19 protein-coding genes and 2 pseudogenes are annotated in these 17,098 nt (G+C 58.3%); 15 read left to right on the top strand and 6 right to left on the bottom strand.

The annotated features are described in order from the left end of the window. Positions 1-65: 65 nt before the first annotated feature. The 4 genes from AB7531_RS19775 (at position 66) to AB7531_RS19760 (ending at position 2,407) form a co-directional block, all read left to right on the top strand. On the top strand, positions 66-341 hold the full coding sequence (locus AB7531_RS19775) for a hypothetical protein (RefSeq protein ID WP_223154006.1): 276 nt from the start codon (positions 66-68) through the stop codon (positions 339-341). Between the two features lie 977 nt (positions 342-1,318). Further along, positions 1,319-1,606 (top strand): hypothetical protein, encoded by a 288-nt coding sequence (locus AB7531_RS19770; RefSeq protein WP_231142101.1) that lies wholly within the window; start codon positions 1,319-1,321, stop codon positions 1,604-1,606. 148 nt (positions 1,607-1,754) lie between these two features. Beyond that, positions 1,755-2,078: a hypothetical protein gene (locus tag AB7531_RS19765; RefSeq protein ID WP_187387685.1), complete on the top strand. Its 324-nt coding sequence runs from the start codon at positions 1,755-1,757 to the stop codon at positions 2,076-2,078. A gap of 104 nt (positions 2,079-2,182) precedes the next feature. Beyond that, on the top strand, positions 2,183-2,407 hold the full coding sequence (locus tag AB7531_RS19760) for a hypothetical protein (protein ID WP_063982918.1): 225 nt from the start codon (positions 2,183-2,185) through the stop codon (positions 2,405-2,407). On the opposite strand, the gene AB7531_RS19755 is transcribed toward AB7531_RS19760, so the two are convergent. After that, on the bottom strand, positions 2,377-2,703 hold the full coding sequence (locus AB7531_RS19755; RefSeq protein WP_063982917.1) for a hypothetical protein: 327 nt from the start codon (positions 2,701-2,703) through the stop codon (positions 2,377-2,379). The two genes, AB7531_RS19760 and AB7531_RS19755, sit on opposite strands and share 31 nt — an antisense overlap. Positions 2,704-3,275: 572 nt before the next feature. On the opposite strand from AB7531_RS19755, the gene AB7531_RS19750 reads away from it, so the two are divergent. Together AB7531_RS19750 and AB7531_RS19745 are read left to right on the top strand one after the other, a co-directional pair. Then, positions 3,276-4,538: a tyrosine-type recombinase/integrase gene (locus AB7531_RS19750; protein WP_441280042.1), complete on the top strand. Its 1,263-nt coding sequence runs from the start codon at positions 3,276-3,278 to the stop codon at positions 4,536-4,538. A gap of 511 nt (positions 4,539-5,049) precedes the next feature. Next, positions 5,050-5,295 (top strand): hypothetical protein, encoded by a 246-nt coding sequence (locus AB7531_RS19745; RefSeq protein ID WP_063982916.1) that lies wholly within the window; start codon positions 5,050-5,052, stop codon positions 5,293-5,295. Here the strand turns inward: AB7531_RS19745 and AB7531_RS19740 are convergent. Beyond that, entirely contained in the window at positions 5,283-5,531 is a 249-nt protein-coding gene (locus AB7531_RS19740) for a DUF768 domain-containing protein (RefSeq protein ID WP_063982915.1), read from the bottom strand. The two genes, AB7531_RS19745 and AB7531_RS19740, sit on opposite strands and share 13 nt — an antisense overlap. A 148-nt stretch (positions 5,532-5,679) precedes the next feature. Beyond that, the gene (locus tag AB7531_RS19735) at positions 5,680-5,889 is read right to left on the bottom strand and encodes a hypothetical protein (RefSeq protein WP_038958498.1); all 210 of its coding nucleotides are present in this window, start codon (positions 5,887-5,889) and stop codon (positions 5,680-5,682) included. 212 nt (positions 5,890-6,101) lie between these two features. Here AB7531_RS19735 and AB7531_RS19730 point away from each other — a divergent pair, with 212 nt between their 5' ends. The 5 genes from AB7531_RS19730 (at position 6,102) to tcmP (ending at position 9,847) form a co-directional block, all read left to right on the top strand. Continuing rightward, on the top strand, positions 6,102-6,404 hold the full coding sequence (locus AB7531_RS19730) for a hypothetical protein (RefSeq protein ID WP_187387684.1): 303 nt from the start codon (positions 6,102-6,104) through the stop codon (positions 6,402-6,404). Positions 6,405-7,497: 1,093 nt separating this feature from the next. Further along, positions 7,498-7,716: a hypothetical protein gene (locus tag AB7531_RS19725; RefSeq protein ID WP_187387683.1), complete on the top strand. Its 219-nt coding sequence runs from the start codon at positions 7,498-7,500 to the stop codon at positions 7,714-7,716. Between the two features lie 32 nt (positions 7,717-7,748). Further along, positions 7,749-8,540: a hypothetical protein gene (locus AB7531_RS19720; RefSeq protein WP_063982912.1), complete on the top strand. Its 792-nt coding sequence runs from the start codon at positions 7,749-7,751 to the stop codon at positions 8,538-8,540. An 82-nt stretch (positions 8,541-8,622) separates the two neighbouring features. Beyond that, complete coding sequence (locus AB7531_RS19715) at positions 8,623-8,931, top strand: hypothetical protein (RefSeq protein ID WP_187387682.1); 309 nt, start codon at positions 8,623-8,625, stop codon at positions 8,929-8,931. Between the two features lie 31 nt (positions 8,932-8,962). Further along, positions 8,963-9,847 carry a three-Cys-motif partner protein TcmP gene (gene tcmP / locus AB7531_RS19710; protein WP_063982910.1) on the top strand — a complete coding sequence of 295 codons (885 nt, stop codon included), beginning with the start codon at positions 8,963-8,965 and terminating at the stop codon, positions 9,845-9,847. Here tcmP and AB7531_RS19705 read toward each other — a convergent pair. Continuing rightward, the gene (locus AB7531_RS19705; protein WP_441280295.1) at positions 9,817-10,563 is read right to left on the bottom strand and encodes a DUF5131 family protein; all 747 of its coding nucleotides are present in this window, start codon (positions 10,561-10,563) and stop codon (positions 9,817-9,819) included. The two genes, tcmP and AB7531_RS19705, sit on opposite strands and share 31 nt — an antisense overlap. A 111-nt stretch (positions 10,564-10,674) precedes the next feature. Further along, a pseudogene (locus AB7531_RS19700) lies at positions 10,675-10,857 on the bottom strand (DUF6894 family protein); the annotation flags it as partial. Between the two features lie 467 nt (positions 10,858-11,324). Between AB7531_RS19700 and AB7531_RS19695 the strand changes: the two are divergent. The 3 genes from AB7531_RS19695 to AB7531_RS19685 all read left to right on the top strand — a co-directional run bounded on the left by AB7531_RS19695 (position 11,325) and on the right by AB7531_RS19685 (position 12,898). Further along, positions 11,325-11,570 carry a hypothetical protein gene (locus tag AB7531_RS19695; RefSeq protein WP_135217284.1) on the top strand — a complete coding sequence of 82 codons (246 nt, stop codon included), beginning with the start codon at positions 11,325-11,327 and terminating at the stop codon, positions 11,568-11,570. A gap of 260 nt (positions 11,571-11,830) precedes the next feature. Next, complete coding sequence (locus AB7531_RS19690; RefSeq protein WP_038960078.1) at positions 11,831-12,010, top strand: hypothetical protein; 180 nt, start codon at positions 11,831-11,833, stop codon at positions 12,008-12,010. 462 nt (positions 12,011-12,472) lie between these two features. Next, entirely contained in the window at positions 12,473-12,898 is a 426-nt protein-coding gene (locus tag AB7531_RS19685) for a hypothetical protein (protein WP_063982908.1), read from the top strand. A 611-nt stretch (positions 12,899-13,509) separates the two neighbouring features. Here AB7531_RS19685 and AB7531_RS19680 read toward each other — a convergent pair. Continuing rightward, positions 13,510-14,619, bottom strand: a pseudogene (locus AB7531_RS19680) (TAXI family TRAP transporter solute-binding subunit); the annotation flags it as partial. 443 nt (positions 14,620-15,062) lie between these two features. Here AB7531_RS19680 and AB7531_RS19675 point away from each other — a divergent pair. Beyond that, on the top strand, positions 15,063-17,048 hold the full coding sequence (locus AB7531_RS19675) for an AI-2E family transporter (protein WP_441280041.1): 1,986 nt from the start codon (positions 15,063-15,065) through the stop codon (positions 17,046-17,048). Positions 17,049-17,098 lie beyond the last annotated feature (50 nt).

Here is a 17,098-nt window from a genome sequence, read left to right as displayed (position 1 = left end):
TACGCGGGAGAGCGGGCATCCTGCTAAGCAGTTGATTTATCTGCGGGCTGCATTGAGCCGAGCCCATGGCCATGAGTTTTCCATTTTTGATGGCGATCAATTCAGCTTTCCTATTGAGGACAAAACATATGCCCAAGAAAAATTGCCTGATAGTCCATGCCGCCGGAAGACAGCTCGACCTACTGCGCGGAGAGGCTTCCCGCATTGCGAAGGCGAACAAGGTCGACTGGTGGATCGATCGTGCCGACGTCGGCACACTTTTTTGCTTTGAAGACGCAAATGCTACAGATGCCTTCGCTCGCACCTGCGACAACTTCGGAGTCCGATGCCAAGACGGCTAGCTAAAAACCCCGCCGACTTTGTGAGCCGGCGGGAGTTGAGTGAATACCTACGAAAACCGGCCCATCGCCAAACGCGCGTCAGACGGTGGGGCCGTTCCGGGTGGATGGCGAGACCTTGAGGAGGTCCAGATTCGCCACAGACCGATTTTTCAATCTCTCCCTTGGAGAGTCGTTCCTCAGACGCCGCGATGCCAATATCTTTGTGATCTGGCGCAAAAGGAAGGCCCCAGCCAATGGGGAAGACCGGGGCCTTCACAGGCCTTGCGATGGATCACACGCAAGACCGATCGCTGGATAGCTGCAGGAGCGCTCGTTCCTCCTGCGGAACCAATCTCGACCCAAGTTGGCTGCAACTCCAGATGAGTCGCGAGAGCCAGCATTCCAGCAGCCAAATCGGGGCTAGAGTGTGTCCGAAGTTGAACTAGACGCGGGCGAAACCAACGTGCTGAAGCCGCGATCCAACTCGAGTGTTTCGCAAATCATCGATTCTTCGTAGGCCGAACCCGCGGCGAGCGACTAGGGCGCGTGGGTGAAGATATCCACTCGTCGATTTCGTCTGGCTCTACTCGCCACGAAGGTGAGACGCCATCGGCTGTCCGGGCTGTGACACGGTATCGGCGCTTACGGAGCTTGGCTGCCAAATTCTTCGCGCCATCTTCGTCTCGACATTCAATAGAAAAATTACCGTAACAAACAACCCAGCGCTTTCGACTTACTTTTCGTTTGGATCGCGCTGAACGCTCCATCTAAGGGACCCCGTGAGTCCCCAAGCCCGTCCCAATATCAAGACTCCATTCTTACCAAACCGTTTAAACTGGACCGCGACCTCGCCAAGGGCAGCGGGCTACCACCACCCTAGCAACCCCGATCTCGCGTCCACAGGTGGTCGTCCAGTTGGATCATGCCTGCGAAGCCATTGACGTCGTTAAGCACACCTACCGAGCATGCGACGCGCGCGATGGCTCCGAGAGCGGATTGTGTCCATTGGTCCCAAAGACAATTCACGCCAGCGCCAGGCGTCGTTGAACTTCTGGAATCAATGGCCCAACACGCCGATCGAGACTCTCGCTGGCTCGCCGCCGAGCTGGTGGAGCGGCCCCGACCAGCTCAAAGACGTCGAAGCCTTCAACCGCGAGGTCCACACCCTCGTGCGCGCCTATCTCGAAAGCCGCCGCAACGAGATGCGCAAGATCGACCCGGGACTGGCGACCTTCATCTGCGTCAGTGCGATCGAGGCGGTCGCGCACAACACGGTGCTGAACTAGGCGGAGATGCTCTCGGAGAAGATGGTGAGGACGCTGGTGGATGAGACGACACGGATGGTGGTGGGGTATTTGCGATGACCCGATGGGCAGGATAGGTCAGCGATGGCGCCAACCGCACGTGAAGCCACGCGAATGCCGCGCGGTCGGCATGGGACAAGTTCGCAAGGCGACGAAGGCCCCGGCCGCCAGCGACGATGCAGCTGCGACCATCGAGGATGGCGTCAACCGCTACGGCGTCCATCAGGGCAAGCGAAAGGGCACAGTCGGCTCTGACGCCGAGACCATCTTCCGGAACGCCGACAAGCAGATCAAGGGGCTTCGCGCGCTCGAACAGGCCGCCCGTCAAGATAAGACCCAGGACGCCAAGAGCCGGTCCGAGATCATCGCTGACCTGCGCAAGCAAATGCGGGAGGTGCAGGAGGCGGCCCGCAAAGCGTACCGCGACCTGAAGAACCGAGAGCCGACGTTCTGAATCACATCTGATCAGCCACGCGGCTGAATGTGGTCCGTACAAATACCGATAGACAGCGCCGCCCTACTCTCATTAGTTGCATTCTTTTGATTGAAGAGTTTGGAATGTTGCATGGGATAATCGTCTACGCCATCGTCATTATTGTCGTCGCCGGGGTCGCGTGGGTGGTGGCGCAGCGGCTGGACGCCTTCATCGCCGGCTGGCCTCTCCGAATTCAGGCCCGCTACGTCAAGGCCGGTCAACCGCCCGGCTACCACGACCGCCTGAAGGCGATCCGAGCGCTGTACGCCGCGTGGACTCACGAGGAGGCGACCGTCTGGCAGATGTAGGTTAGGCCCTCCAACCTTCGCCAGCGAATCAGGCGGTAGGCTTTCGCCAGCCTCACCCTTGCGAGCGGATCGACGCCTTGGTTCAAGGCGCGCATGACGCCGATGCGCGCCAGCATTGTTGGGCCTTCCTTGCTCTCCGCGGCCATGATCAGGGCCTCAACGGCGGCCTGCCAGTGAGACTTGGACTGTTCGGCCTTGGGAAGACGCTGGATGAACGTTGCGGCCTCTTCGAAGGTCGTGATGGGCTTCCGGCCGGGCAGAGAAATGGGCTGCTCGAACTCGCGGGACCAAGGCATCTCGTCATCTTGCCTGTGTCGGATCACCGATACCTCGGTGCGTCGCCCAGATATGCCGCTCGATGCCGGCGTTGGTGATGACCTCGCCGCAGAAGCAGTGCGACTGACCGCTGGAGCGCTGCGTCGGCAACGGCAGCCGCTCGGGGAGCATCCGGTCCTTCCAGGCGTGGAAGTCCCGCGACTGGCGCCAGATCTCGAAGTGCGCCTCCGAGCGCGTGGGGAGCAGCTTGTTCCCGGCCGCCTCGAAGTCGGCCCTCGCCTCGTTGAGCGTTTCGGCGGTGCCGCTGCTGGCCTGCCCGGGTTCGCAACCGGGCTGAAACCCGCAGCTCCAGCCCCACTATTGCTTACGGTTTCGGCTAAATATTGGTCGGAGCGAGAGGATTTGAACCTCCGACCCCTAGTCTCCCAGACTGATCTGACTAATTTCCAATTGATGCCGCAGGCTTCCGTCATATATATAACTGCTTGAAATATGTACAAAAAATCTGGATTCTCATTTCCATTGCTTTCCAATCGGTTCCGCTGAATAGATAATCCCGTGGCTACTCGGTGGCTACTCATGGGAGAAAGCGATGCCGATATTGAAGCTGGGCCGCCGATCGGTCTCAAGCCTGCCGGCCGTCAGCAAGCCAACCATTTTTTACGATTCTGACCTTAAAGGGTTTGGCATCAAGGCGATGCCCACGGGCGCCCAGTCCTGGATCGTCGAGTATCGCCCTGGTGAGGGCGGCAGGGGCGTTCAAAAGCGCCGCATGGTCATCGGAACGCCGTCTACCCTATCCCCAGAGAAGGCCCGCGAGGCCGCGGAGAGGCTACTCGCGGAAGTCAAGCTGGGAGGCGATCCGGCGGCCGAGCGCGCCAAGGCCCGCCGCGCGGATACCGTCAACGATATTCTCGATGCGTATATCAGAGAGCACGCCACGCCGCATCTCAAGGCGTCTAGCACCGACCTGCTGAAGATCTATTTCGACAAGCACATCCGGCCGGCAATTGGACACAAAAAGTCGACAACGATTGCCAAGGCCGACGTCGCCAACCTTCACCGAGCGATCGGTAAGACGCAGCCAGTAACGGCAAACCGGGCGATTGTCGCGCTCAAGGCCGCCTATAACCACGCGATCGAGCACGGCAGCATTCCGGAGACGATCAAAAACCCCGCCGCAGGCATCGAGATGTTCGACGAGCAACCGCGAGAACGGTACCTCACGGAGGAAGAACTGCAACGCTTGGGTGATACGCTCCGAGAAGCCGAAACGACTGGCCTCCCCCATGTTGTCGACGAGACCAAGCAGTCGAAGCACGCCCGGAAGACGGAAAACCGTTTCACCAAGATTGATCAGCATGCGGCAGCGGCAATCCGCCTATTGCTCTTCACAGGCTGTCGACTACGGGAAATCCTGCACGTCCGCTGGTCCGAGTATGACGCAGGTCGCGGGCTGCTCTTCTTGCCCACCAGCAAAACCGGGCGAAAGACTGTTGTGCTGTCCGCGCCCGCAATAGCCATATTAGATACCCTGCCTCGGATTGGCGCCTATGTGGTTGCCTCCGAGTCTGCCGGCCAGAAAGACGAGCGTCCACGCCACGATCTCAACCGGCCATGGCGCGCGATCCGCAAGCACGCCGGCATCGAGGACGTCCACATACACGACCTGAGGCATTCATTTGGCGCCATTGGCGCGGGCTCCGGTCTCGGACTACCAATCATCGGCCGCCTGCTGGGACACACTCAGGCCGCCACCACCGCGCGCTATTCGCACGTTGCGATCGATCCTGCCAAGCGGGCAGCGGATCTTATCGCTGGGCAGATCTCCGACGCCATGAACGGCGGGAAGTAGAAAGCCCGTAGGAACAGGCCAGGGCGCCGTGGTGGCGCGGTAATGTTGTGTTTCCAATAAAATGAGTGGTTAGCACAATTGAGTAGTTCTCAAAATAAATCAATGAGTTAACGCAGGATATAGAAACCAACCACGACCCTGGTTAGTTTAGATGCCATCACCGCGCGGCATTCTGGCAGACATCGGTGATGAGAACGCGACAATGCGCTCCCGCCTTCCTCGAAGGGAAAGGTGCAGCGCATGATCAAGCGTCGCAACCGAACCAAGCATACGAAAACATTGAAGAGAGATTGGCTGAGGAGGCTGCGCGCTTCAAGGAGGCCGCAGCACAGTTGCCGCCCGGCCCTCAGCGGGAGATCTACCTCAGGCGCGCTCGGCAGGCCGAAACGGCTCACATCGCAAGGCCTACAACCGCCGATCGCGCTGGAGAATATGCACGTAGGGAAACGGGCAAAACGAGATCAAGGCGCTTCAGATTAGAAACAACGCGCTCGCCGCCGGATTGCCTGTCATGGCAGAGTCGTTCGGCAACTCCTTCACCGTCGTTCAAGTGACAGGCGACGACACGAAAACCCAGATCTGGATTGCGGTAGCAAAGCCGAGCCAGGCGGTGACATTGGTCCTCGCCGCCGCCCCGGAAGGGTCGACAGCGGAAGTATTGAGAGTCGCGTTGACGCCCAACCAGCAGCGAATGTTCGAAGAACTCAATCTAGAGCCCGGCGATGTCCACGGGTTGGACAGAGCCTACATAGGCTGACGTCGCTCGTTTTCAGCCCTATTGGCCGTCCTCAGAAGCTCTTCGATATAGGCGGCGATGTCGCCAATCGCAGCCCGCAAGTCGGCCTCCGGAATGCCCTGCCCCTTGGCAGCCTCGATGAGACGTCGCGAGAGTTCCGGCACATCCTGCGACGCGCCCGCAGTATGGTCCTGTTCGACAGCATGTATGCTGTTCTCTACCCAGAAATCGATAAACTCGCGGGCCCTGTCTGACATGTGACGTCCCCTGCTGGGACACGCTTAGCGCGCCCTTCTCAAAAGGGACAATCGAAATCACGGTTCCCGTGTGACTAAATGAAAGACTCTTGGGAAAGCGGTAGCCCGCCCCCTCGGGGAGGCGGACTCGGTTCGTTGCGCAGGATAGCTACCGGCGGGCGCCGAGCAGGATGATCTCGTCGTCCGCCCGGGCGTGCTCTAGCCGCAGCGTACCCTTCGGGTCGTGGCGCGCGGCCCAGTCGCCCGCACCAATAATGGGATCGCAACCCTCGGCTCGGAGATGGACGTAATAGGTTTGGGCGCAAAAAGGCGTGGAGAGGTCAATTTTGATGGTGGCGGCATCGCTGAGATTAGTCATTGGTATTATTTCCTCACAAAAGCGTCCTAGCGTGACCGGGGACCCGGTTATGGTTCGTATCCAGCCCGACATGGCCAAAGAACTATACGACTGGCGCCGCAAGCAAGATGACCTTCCGGGTCGACCAGAGGCGATACGGCGGCTGGTGGAAATCGCGCTACATAAGAAGCGTTGAGCAAACTAAGATCCACACCGCTTCACCAATAAGAGTCATGTCGCGCATCAATCACGAACGACCGATCCTTCAACTGATTGACGATCTCAAGAAGCGGCGGCGCGAGAAGGCGGGGCCGCCGTCCCTGATATTTGACAGATCGCGGGCACACCGCCCGGGCGCGGCCATCCCCTATTGGAAGTTGGCCAAATCCACATCACCACGTAGACCCTTTGACTTTGCTGATGATCTAACGGTGTTTCTCCGACGTTCGAAGAAAAAGATCGAGGCTGGCGCGGCTGAAATGGCGCTATTAATCAAGATCGAAAGACTGCTGGACGAATGGTCCCGCCGATTCTAGCGCGCCCTGGTCTCGCCAACCTAAAACTGGAGTGAAGCGATGCGTTGCGCAGTCTGCGCGAAACCTGCTGAGCCGCTGCCGAAAACTCATGACGGCGATGGTTTTCACTGCGCTGCATGCGGCGATTATGTAGTCTCTGGGACCGTCATCACTTCCAGATGGCTGGAGGGGCGGTCACCCTCCGAGCGGCTGAAAGCGCTAGAGAATGCGAAGCGGCAAGCCCAAACCGGCAAGCTTCCAGTGATTACCACCTACTCGCTTTGACCTTAGGCGATCGCGCGTTTAGCCGTACGCGTTATGCAAGAGCAAGCCGCGTGAGCCGATCAATGATATGCCGCTCTAACCCACGGGCGACTCGGACTGAAGGCCAAGAAATAGATGCCAGCGCGTGCCAGCCATCTGCCGACCAGCTCGGAGCGAGATGCATTGCAAAAACTGCGGGCGGGTCGCGAGCTGACGCTGAGAGCCCTCGAGCCCACCGGCCAGCGCACCATCGTAAATATGCTGTCCAAGGTCTGGATTGAGCGTGGGAGCACGGCAGGGACGTACCGAATCACGCCAGCGGGCCTCGCTGCCTTGCGCGTCAAGATACCCTAACGCCGAGAGCTGATTCGCATTTCGCCGTCAAAGGCACAGGAACCATCCTGCGGGCCAGAGATTTCTCTCTAGCTTCAGGTTTCCCCGGCCTGAGGCGCCTCAACAGCGGCCTCCGCGTTGCCCCCGCGGGGGCCGTCCTGTATGCGAGGTACCATGGACGAGAGCTTGAGGGTGATGCTTGCGATCGGCGCGACAGCGACCGTCGCCGCTGGGGCGTTCTTTGCCATCCGCTTTATCGTGGGATTTTACGGATAGGCGGCGTGGGGTGTCGTCGGTCCAGTCAATCGAATCGGGCATGAACCGAATTCGGCGCGGCAAAGATGGCGGCTGGATGGAGCCGTCCACTCCAAAGACTAGTTGCCCTCCGCGATTGGCTCGCCTTATGGTGGCGGCGGGTCTGGGGGGCTCGCTTGATGCTGTGGTTCAGAAAAAGCAATCGTGGGAACGCACATTCCGACTCAGGGGCCACCACGGCGTGTCAAAGGGACTTCTTGCCGTGCTGTTTTGGCTCTGGGGCTGCATTGGACTGCTGTTCAACGCCGGCACGCTGTTCGGGCTCACCGGCAATATCGGCGTCGGAACGTCGGCATATTTGACGGCAACCTGTCTCATTTGGATTGGCGGCATGGTGCTGTTTGGTATCGGCGCCCTACTCGCTCAGACAGATTTTGATGGCGAGCGGCCGATCGAGGGGAGTGCGGAGATATTCGGGTGACGAAGTAGAAGCTGACATTGGCAAATTTCTTAATGAGCGATTCTGTGTGGTTACCTCGTAGATTACTCCGGCTTCCCGTTGAGCTTCGCGTCGCGCTCGCGGCGACACTGGGAATCTTCGCCATAAATATCGTTTGGGCCTACACGCAAGCGAACTGGAAACTTGACCCCGGCACCGCGACGCTATGCGGCGCAATCATTGGTCTGACGATCGTTGGACAACAGGCGCGCCGGGGATTCAGTAATCTAATTAAATCGCAGCGCAACCAATCCGAGCTTGACCGCGAGGCGCGGCTTCATCAGGTCGAACTCGACCGGATCAGACAATTAGAAGAGGCGGAAAAGAAGCTAAACTATCTTGCGAATGCCTTATGGGCTGAGGTGTACGCTGTCCACTATCAGATACACGAACTATGGCTTTCAAATACAATGTTTGCGATGGTTTCAAAGGAGATGGCCAAGAGAGGCTCCCCTCCCGTCGCAAAGTCGATTGCATTCTCGACCTTCGATGCCCCGGTTTACAAAGCAAACATCGAGAATCTAGGTCTCCTGCCAGCGGGTATCGCAGCTGATGTCGTGCTGGTTATGACTAGAGCAAAGGGTGGCGATAACCGCACCATGGAGGTGGACAAACCCATCTCGCATGACCTCGCCGAAACCTTACACAGCGGCTTTGCCGAAACACTCAAGGATTGGCGCGACGACCTGTTCCACGTGTCTATGCGTCTCTCCAGCGTCATCAATCCGATGAACCAAGATCCTGGCCCACTCGTTGATGCTCAGAAGGCCAGAACGGCCGCCAGAAAAGCCAAAGGAAAAGTCTAGCGAGGCGGCGACCAGAATTGTCCGGTTTTATAGGGGCGCAAGACCGAGAACGCGCTCGTAAGCCTGTCGCAAAGGAGGTAATTTGGCATTGACGATCGGCGCCATGTTTGACGAGATCGCATCCGCGATGATCATCGCGGCAAATCAGTGCAATGTCAGTGCTGTCGAAGCCGTCCTCAAGCATCATGGTTTTATCCAACTCGGTGACGGCAAGCCTTCTCAGATAACCGACTGGGAAAAGACCGTTGACGGGAAGACGCTATGGTTTCGCTGGCGCTGGTATGATCAATCAAAGGTTTTTTCAATCCAGCCAGACATGAACATTCTGAGCTTAGAGTTGAGGAGCGGGGCTAGCGTACTCCGCCGCACTGAACAGCGCTACGAGGACTGAACGCGATACCTTGGTTTACGTCGGGGGGACGATGACAGATCACGAATTCGGCGACCAACACACAGAGCTAAAGCTGTCGATAGTCGAAAAATATCTTCACTTCTTTACGACTGCTCTACGCAACAAGTTCCCTCAGCTCTGGTATATCGACGCCTTCGCAGGTACCGGCTATCGAACAATCCGCCATGAGGCTATTCCAGCCAACCTGATTGACGCTGGCGAACCTGAGCGGATAGAGCGACGCCGCGGCTCCGCTAAAATCGCAATCGATGTGGCGCCTCGCTTCGATTTTCTGGTGTTCATCGAGAACAAGCCTTCTTATGCTCAAGCACTCGAAGACTTGCGAGCACGACACCCCGACAGACGCATCGCGGTCGTAAAAAATGATGCTAACGAAGGACTGAAGTCTCTGCTCGCGTCAAACAGCTGGAGATCTACGCGTGCAGTTCTGTTTCTTGATCCTTATGGGATGGAGGTTGACTGGTCGACCTTGGTTGCTATTGCGAGGACCCAGGCGATAGATGTGTGGTACTTGTTTTCGCTAGCAGGCTTCTACCGTCAGGCGACGCGCGACCACGCCGACTTGGATGATGACAAGAGAGCTGCTCTAACACGTATGCTCGGAACGGACGAATGGGAGCGCGAGCTTTACTCTGCAAACACAACGTCCGACCTTTTTGGCGGCGATGACGGAGTATCCCGAAGACGCGACGCCGATCTGGTCGCCCTAGAGGCCTATGCTAAGAAGCGGCTAGAGACCATCTTCGGAGCGGTCCTTGACCCTCTGCCATTACCACTGCACGAGCGGCCACAGCGTTTTTCTCTGTTCTTCTGTATCTCCAGTCAGAACCCCGCAGCCATCAAATTGGCGAAGAACGTGGGCAATCACATACTTAGGGCTGGCATTTCGTCGTAGGTGCGGCCGTTCAGCATGCGTCCAGTGGCCTTCTTGTTCTTGCCGCCCCACTGTTTGAAGAAAAATGCGGTGCCGTAGCGGCGACAGGCGGACTCGATTTCGCGAACCCACTCAGCGTCCATCGGCCGAGCCTTCGGACCACTCTCGCCGCCTACAATTGCCCAGTGAATTTTCTTGAGGTTGGCGGCGGCGACAGACCCGAGCAGGGGCTCAAACGAAATGAACCGCACCGCCGCGCGTACCGCACGCAGTTCATCGATTCTGCCGAGATAATCCGCGCTTTCCACGCTAGTGCCGAGCCAAACGTTGCGCAACAACGGCAGACCTGAGGTGATCTTAGCCATGTGATCCGGCCGTTTTGTGAGGATCTGGTATGTATGCTGTGGTGTCGCCGCCATCGTCGACCACACTTCGGTAACGAAATCCGCCGGCACGTCTTCGTGGAATAGGTCGGACATTGAATTCACGAAAATCTGGAGTGGCTTACTCCAGCGCTTCGGGGCGTCTAGCGCCTTCCGATCGAGATAAAGCTTACCGGTCCACTTCGCTCGACCGCCGCTTTTTCGCGTCAGCCCTTTATACTTCGCAACGCCCATGGCGTCGAGGCGCGCAGCCATCCGCATGGCGTAGCAGTTAGTGCAGCCGGGCGAGAGGATTGCGCAACCGGCGACAGGATTCCACGTCGCGTCAGTCCATTCGATCGAGGTTTCAGCCATGGAATTCCCCTTCAGAGTCCAGAGGATCACAAGAAAGTGGTGAGATTTCGTTAACCACCTCCACTTCCATCGCTTCCGCCCGCCCCTCAACTCCCGCCGCCCGATCTCGGTGCCGGAGTCGTCAAACACGATTACGACCGTGCCCGCACCACGGTCGCAATTGGGATCGCTGGCGATATCCCGGGCGACACGTGCGCCGTATTGGACAGCTAGTTCAGCAGAGCGAAATAGCTCCCCCACATCGTCCGCCTGTGTCTCTCCGTTGTGGAAAATCGGGAAGTAGTAACATCGCATAGCCGCGGTCCTCCGTCCTTTAGCCGCGATCATGCGCCCACATCGGGACGGGCCGCACCTGTCCAAAACGACAGGGTCCGTGCGGCCGCGGCGCTAGCAAACGGGCTCGCGTCATCCACCTCACGCCGCCCTCCTCCGCGCCTCTCCTTGCGGCCTCACCGGCTTCCCCGCCCGATCCTCCCGCCAACGATGCACCGCGCGCCGCGTCACGCCATCCGCGGTCACCGTCGTCAGCACCGATGGCCGCCTATGTAATGCCGGCCATCGCTGGCTGGGCGGCGCCGCTGGACTTCCATCATGTGCAGTAGATCCACCTCCGCGTTGCGCGCATCGCGATCCGCGCCAATTTGCCATCCCGCGGCCAGTAGATCTTCAACCGGCGGCGTCGGCATAGCCGCGATTGCTAGCGGACTCTGCTGGCTGGAACCTGCAGCGAGCGAAAAAATTGACTCGTCAGGGAGGTTCCGATGACACAGAAAAATCGGACGCCACGTGGGTCGAGCACAATGGATCCCGTTACTGGTTCCGGCGCCAGCCAAGTTCCGACGAAACCGCACGACTCCGGCAGTCAGGCGAATGAAACTGTCGATGGCCTGGACGCTCAAACCGAAGCGTTGCGGCACGCGGCAGAAGATACGCCATCTGCTGCAGCACCTGACGACGAAGAAAAAGTGCCGGTCTTTGACCGGGCTGGTGCTGCGCCGAAAATCTGAGCGAGAAGACTGCCATGCACTGGCGCAAAGTGCCGAGCAGAACGAGCGGCAAGGTCTTCGATGTCGTGGTCTTGGCGTCTACCGCCTCAGTCGCCGTTTCGATTGTCTTGCTGGTTCTGCATTTTCCCGCGTGTCAGCCGAAATAGATAGAACTAGCTGTTCGTTGTCGGCCATTAAATCTCCGTAAGTGCGCAGAGCGTTTGTTGCGTATATTGCGCCATGTTGTTAGACCGCGCCTTCAACATGGAAGGAGCGCCGTTTTGGCCAAGAAGAAAAAGCTGGTTCGCCGCGAGTGGACGAAGGAAAATATCAAAGAATTGAAGGCGCACTCCAAGGCTCGCACGCCGGTCGTCAAAATCGCCAAGATGACCAAGCGAACCGAGGGCGCGCTACGTCAGAAGGCGATCGTGTTGGGTATCGGCCTGGGGCATCAGCGGTAAATTGACGCTGGCTTCGTTGAGGGAGCCGCCAAATTTCGATATTGTTTTAACGCTCGCATCTGCGCCGATCAGGTGCAGACTACTGCGTCCGTCAAGGCAGCCGGAGCTTTTAGCTTTCGCGGCCTTGGGGTTGAGGGCTCGCCTTCGCCAGCCCCGGCGAGTCCCACCTCAGTCAGCGAAGCTGACGCATTTAATTGTCCCACAGTGTAACATCGACGACATTGCGCCCCGCCCCGCGCTGTAGGCTTCATCTCGCCGGGGCTGGACCCATATTTCACTTATAAATTTTAACCCGGCAGCAGGCCGCAGTGGTTCGCCGCTGCGGCCTTTCTGTTGAACAACACAATGGGCGCGTCACCCGATGTCGTTTTGCGTCGTGTGAACCTCTTCACATGGGTATGACATCAGGACGGTTAATCTCCAGTCGCTGGCGAGAGGTTTCAGTTACAGCGGGAGGCGGCCGTGGCAGCAGACACAAAGGCGGACGACTGGTTTATTGCTGCGCACGTGCTGAGGGTACGCACGTCGTCGGGCACCGCATCGATATCGTTTAAGATTGGCAGCAGGGTAGCTAACATCGCAGCACTGTTGGGTTGCTCCGGACCAATCTCGGGAAGTGGTGTTGCGGACACGGACTTCCAATTAGACACGCAACTTATGCGCACCTTCAGCGGCCCATTTTCGTTGAAGGACATTAAGGGGCATCGCGGTGACGTCACGCAAAACGTGTCCTTTTCACCAGATGACTTGTCCGGCGTGGCATTCAATAAGAGTGGAAGCGTCTTTTTTAATTTCGATTTACCCAACACGAACCCGATGACCTTTACGATCAGGGGCCAGTGGATGGTAAAGATGGTCCTTAATCTTGGTACGACGTTCGCAATCTAGTCCGTGTACTCACATGTGATGCCGGGTTAGGCCCCGAAATCGGACACCAGGCGCGGACAAAGGCATGTCCACTTAGGGCTAGCAGCGGACCTCCGGCAACGTCACGACGCTCCTGGGTTTGACGCGGGTTTCTTGTCGACCACGTGGCAAGCCTGTAATCAAGAGTTACCGACAGTTCGATCAAGCTCAGTTGGGCGGCCTCGCTCGCGGTGCGGCATGTCTTGAAGGAGGCGCGCAATACGGCGCCCGCTGACGAACATCAGCGCGTGGTCGAAGGGCTTCCGTTATCTGAGAACAGGCTGTGTCGGAGCGAAGCCCCGAAACGGATCATCGGAAGTTGAGAGTCCTTGTTTGGCGCCGTCGGGCGGAGTGGCGCCGAGGAATGGGTTCCGCCAGGCTTCCTCGCTCGTGCGATTGCAGAAATCCGGATAGCTGCATTCGCTCACCGAGCCTTGCCCCGTCAAGCTACCGAGTGCTCGTCTTGGGTGCGATCGGCGGGGCGGGTGGCGTGGAGGTGCAGCTTGCAGTGCCGAGTGGAAGGTGTGGTCCCGCTCTCGAACCTTCTTGGAGTCCACTTGGGAGTCCATCCGTGCCTGCGCATTTCTCCCCTGTTCCCAGGTCTTAAATTGCCGGAATAGTGCTTCCTTATCGGCCTCCGACTGAATATTGGCGACGGCCGGGTTCTCTTGCAGGAATGCCTCAAAGTGTTGTCGCTTTACCGGTTCGACGCCGTGTTGGTCGAGCCATTGCTGCGCGAGCGGCAGGCGATTCCAGCCCGCGAGTGGTGCCGTCAGGGAGACCTCCTTCCACTTGGGATGAAAGGGCGGGTTCTGCAAATCGGCGAATTTCGAGAAGAAGGCGTCAACGAACAAGGCGAGCTTGCGACGGCGTTCAGTGTTGGGGGCCCAATTGTATGCTGCGAGCACCGCCGGCACCGCGATCGTTTCCACCGTTTCTCCCTCGGGAATCAGGTTCGGATAGTCTTTCGAGGTCAACGTCGCCGGCAGATAATCGCTCTGCAGGGGTTTCGAATAGTCGACCGCAGCAAGATGAAAGGAGCCGTCATTCTTGAAGGCAGTGACAGACACGTATGGCTTGCCGCCCACCACGATGACGGCGTCGAGCTCGCCCTTCTTCAACTTTTCCATTGCGATCCGCTGCTCGATATAGACGAAGTTCGCTTTGATCCCGAGCCGCTCGAAAATTGTCAGTGCAGTCACAAACGTGCCGCCATTGGGCAGGTCGACGCTCACCGTCTTACCTTCGAGATCGCTTAGAGTCTTGACTGCCTTCGGTGCGATGACCTGCATCTCCTCATTGTAGAGCTTGGTCACATAGGTGAACTGCTTCTTGATGTTGTTGGCGAAGCCCTTCTTCTCGAGATAGTCGAGCGTGTCGGCGCGCACGATGCCGAGATCGACGCCTTTAAGAAAGAGGATGTCGGCGATGCTCTGCACCGAGCCTCGACCGGTGATCGGCAGGACGCGCAGCTTACCGTCGTCGTCGAGCACGGAAGCGAGGTCTGCACCGAACTGCACATAGGTGCCGCCGATCGTACCAGTAAGCAGCGTGACCGTGTTGGCGTTCATTGCCTTCTTGGTCGAGACCGAGCCGAATTGGAAGACTGCCTTCAGGCTGTCACTAACCTTGGCCGGGTCATACTCGGTCTGTCCGGCATGGGCCGCAAATCCAGAAGCCATCAAGATCATCGCGGCAATCATTCCAAGGAGTTGACGCACAACATCCTCCTGGCATGTGGAACCTGCCACACGGACACAACCTCTCGAATCGTTGATCGTTCCCATGTCACTGTCGAACACTTCTGCTCCGGGTCAAAAGGCGAAGAACTCAGCGTGAGCCAATCTCGTCCGCTACGCCCCACTAAGCTGACCTCAGTGAGGCGTGTCGCCACTTCGCTGATGGGCCAATAGGAGACATTTGCTCACCAGCAAAAGTCTTCCCGAGACCGGCCAGTGCCGAGCGCGGCTTTATCTTTCTCGCAGCACGAAACCATTACGCTGCTCATCTATTGGTATGTGTAGCGGCGGAACCGGAAAACGGCAGCCGTCTGAGAAAGCCGCGCGGAGCAATGCCCGAGCGGCTTTTTTATGCGCCGTGTCCTTATCAGCGCATCAGCAGGCTCCGAGGTTTGGGACGAAAGCAGATGAGGCCTTTAGCGAGACAGCCATTTAGGGCACGTACCACCGAAGAACTTTTGGCGCTGCTCAGCGCAGTAGCTACTGCAATTCTTGCGGTCATCATTATCTCGATGCTCTATTTTGGCCGGGATATCTTCGTGCCCGTTGCTTTGGCTATTCTACTCAGCTTCGTGCTGGCGCCGCTGGTCGGAATACTGCAGCGTATCCATGTCCCCCGCGGATTAGCCGTCGTGAGCGTGGTTATACTTGCCTTCACGCTGATTTTCGCGATGGGGAGTCTCCTCGCCACGCAACTGACGCAACTCGCGGGAGACCTCCCGCGTTACCAATCGACGATAAGCGAAAAAATTCAGTCCTTCCGGGACACAAAAGCCGGCAGGGGCACGCTGGAACGCGCCTCCGACATGCTGAAGGATCTCAGCAAAGAACTTGATAAGCCAAAGGATGCACCATCCGCACGTGGCTCAGGCTCTGTCGCTGGTTTCAACACGCCCGCGCCGCTGACGCCGGTTCCGGTAGAAGTACGCCAGCCCGATCCTGGCGCGCTGGAAAGCTTGCGGACTTTGATCTCGCCGCTGGTTCATCCTCTCGCGACAACCGGCATCATCATTATTTTCGTCATCTTCATTCTGCTTCAACGCGAAGATCTTCGTAATCGTCTCATTCGATTGGCGGGGTCATCCGATCTCCAACGTACGACGGCGGCGCTCGACGACGCGGCGAGCCGCCTTAGCCGGCTGTTCCTGACTCAGCTCATCTTGAACGGCGCATTTGGCGTGGTGATCGGGATAGGTCTGTGGCTCATCGGGATTCCAAGCGCGATCCTTTGGGGCATCCTGGCGGCAGCTCTCCGCTTCGTTCCCTACATCGGCGCCGTCATCGCGGGCGCGTTCCCGCTTGCGTTGGCAGTAGCCATCGATCCCGGCTGGTCGATGCTGCTATGGACGCTCGCGCTTTTCCTAGTTGTGGAGCCGGTCGTGGGCCATGTCATCGAGCCGATGGTTTACGGCCACAGCACAGGGCTTTCTCCAGTTGCCGTGGTCGTGTCGGCAACGTTCTGGACTGCACTATGGGGTCCAATCGGGCTCGTCCTCGCGACGCCGCTGACGGTGTGCCTTGTCGTGCTAGGGCGTCATGTGGAACGTCTGGAATTTCTTGATGTCATGTTCGGGGACCGGCCGGCCCTTTCTCCCCCCGAAATATTTTACCAGCGGATGCTGGCTGGTGATCCGACGGAAGCCGCCGAAAAGGCCGAAGAATTTCTGAAAGAACGGTCGCTGGCCTCGTACTATGATGAAGTCGCCTTGAAGGGTTTGCAGCTAGCGCAAGCCGATGCCGAGCGCGGCGCGCTTGACCAGGAACGTCTAACGAAGATTCGAGACGCGGTGAACGAATTTGCCAGCGACCTTTCGGATCAGGAGGACCGGCCGCCGGCGAAAAGCAATTCAACCACCGACGCGGAAGCATCGTCCGCGGTGGAAAGCGTTGCAGAAAATGCGACAAATGAAACGTTGCCCATTCTCAGCAAGGAATCCCTCCCGCCGGGATGGCAGGGTGAACATCCCGTCCTCTGCGTGGCGGGGCGCAGTCGCATCGATGAGGCGGCCGCGATCATGCTGGCTCAGCTCTCGACGACGCACGGCCTGGCGGCGCGAGTGGAAGGGGCGGAAGCGCTCTCCACGACGAATGTCTTCCGCCTTGATACCACCGGCGTTGCGATCGTATGCCTGGTCTATCTCGATGCCAATGGACCAGCGCACATGCGTTACTCCGTTCGACGCCTAAGGCGAAAGTTACCGAAGGCAACCATTATCCTGGGCTGTTGGGTCAAGGAAATCGACCCGGCTGCGCTGGAATTGTTGCGGGAAGGCGCGAAAGCCGACCTCGTTGCCGCGAGCCTCGGTGAGGCGGTCAAGCTGTGCATCGAGGCGACGGGAGTGAAGGACCAGGAAGCCTCCAAGCAGGAAATGTCCGCAACAGTAGCTGCGTGAAGTTTCCATCATGGCCAGATTTCCCGTCGTGAAATCAGGCAGACGTTGTC

Source organism: Bradyrhizobium sp. 63_E2_N1_3 (assembly GCF_052076005.1).
In the GTDB taxonomy this organism is placed as follows: Bacteria; Pseudomonadota; Alphaproteobacteria; order Rhizobiales; family Xanthobacteraceae; genus Bradyrhizobium; species Bradyrhizobium barranii.
This window is presented reverse-complemented; position numbering and strand designations above follow the sequence as displayed.

What these genes read in the sequence shown, in the direction of transcription:
- AB7531_RS19775 (WP_223154006.1), top strand. Translation starts at nt 66, where the DNA reads ATGGCCATGAGTTTTCCATTTTTGATGGCGATCAATTCAGCTTTCCTA.
- AB7531_RS19765 (WP_187387685.1), top strand. Translation starts at nt 1,755, where the DNA reads ATGGGACAAGTTCGCAAGGCGACGAAGGCCCCGGCCGCCAGCGACGAT.
- AB7531_RS19760 (WP_063982918.1), top strand. Translation starts at nt 2,183, where the DNA reads ATGTTGCATGGGATAATCGTCTACGCCATCGTCATTATTGTCGTCGCC.
- AB7531_RS19755 (WP_063982917.1), bottom strand. Translation starts at nt 2,703, where the DNA reads ATGCCTTGGTCCCGCGAGTTCGAGCAGCCCATTTCTCTGCCCGGCCGG.
- AB7531_RS19750 (WP_441280042.1), top strand. Translation starts at nt 3,276, where the DNA reads ATGCCGATATTGAAGCTGGGCCGCCGATCGGTCTCAAGCCTGCCGGCC.
- AB7531_RS19745 (WP_063982916.1), top strand. Translation starts at nt 5,050, where the DNA reads ATGGCAGAGTCGTTCGGCAACTCCTTCACCGTCGTTCAAGTGACAGGC.
- AB7531_RS19740 (WP_063982915.1), bottom strand. Translation starts at nt 5,531, where the DNA reads ATGTCAGACAGGGCCCGCGAGTTTATCGATTTCTGGGTAGAGAACAGC.
- AB7531_RS19735 (WP_038958498.1), bottom strand. Translation starts at nt 5,889, where the DNA reads ATGACTAATCTCAGCGATGCCGCCACCATCAAAATTGACCTCTCCACG.
- AB7531_RS19730 (WP_187387684.1), top strand. Translation starts at nt 6,102, where the DNA reads ATGTCGCGCATCAATCACGAACGACCGATCCTTCAACTGATTGACGAT.
- AB7531_RS19720 (WP_063982912.1), top strand. Translation starts at nt 7,749, where the DNA reads ATGAGCGATTCTGTGTGGTTACCTCGTAGATTACTCCGGCTTCCCGTT.
- tcmP (WP_063982910.1), top strand. Translation starts at nt 8,963, where the DNA reads ATGACAGATCACGAATTCGGCGACCAACACACAGAGCTAAAGCTGTCG.
- AB7531_RS19705 (WP_441280295.1), bottom strand. Translation starts at nt 10,563, where the DNA reads ATGGCTGAAACCTCGATCGAATGGACTGACGCGACGTGGAATCCTGTC.
- AB7531_RS19695 (WP_135217284.1), top strand. Translation starts at nt 11,325, where the DNA reads ATGACACAGAAAAATCGGACGCCACGTGGGTCGAGCACAATGGATCCC.
- AB7531_RS19675 (WP_441280041.1), top strand. Translation starts at nt 15,063, where the DNA reads ATGAGGCCTTTAGCGAGACAGCCATTTAGGGCACGTACCACCGAAGAA.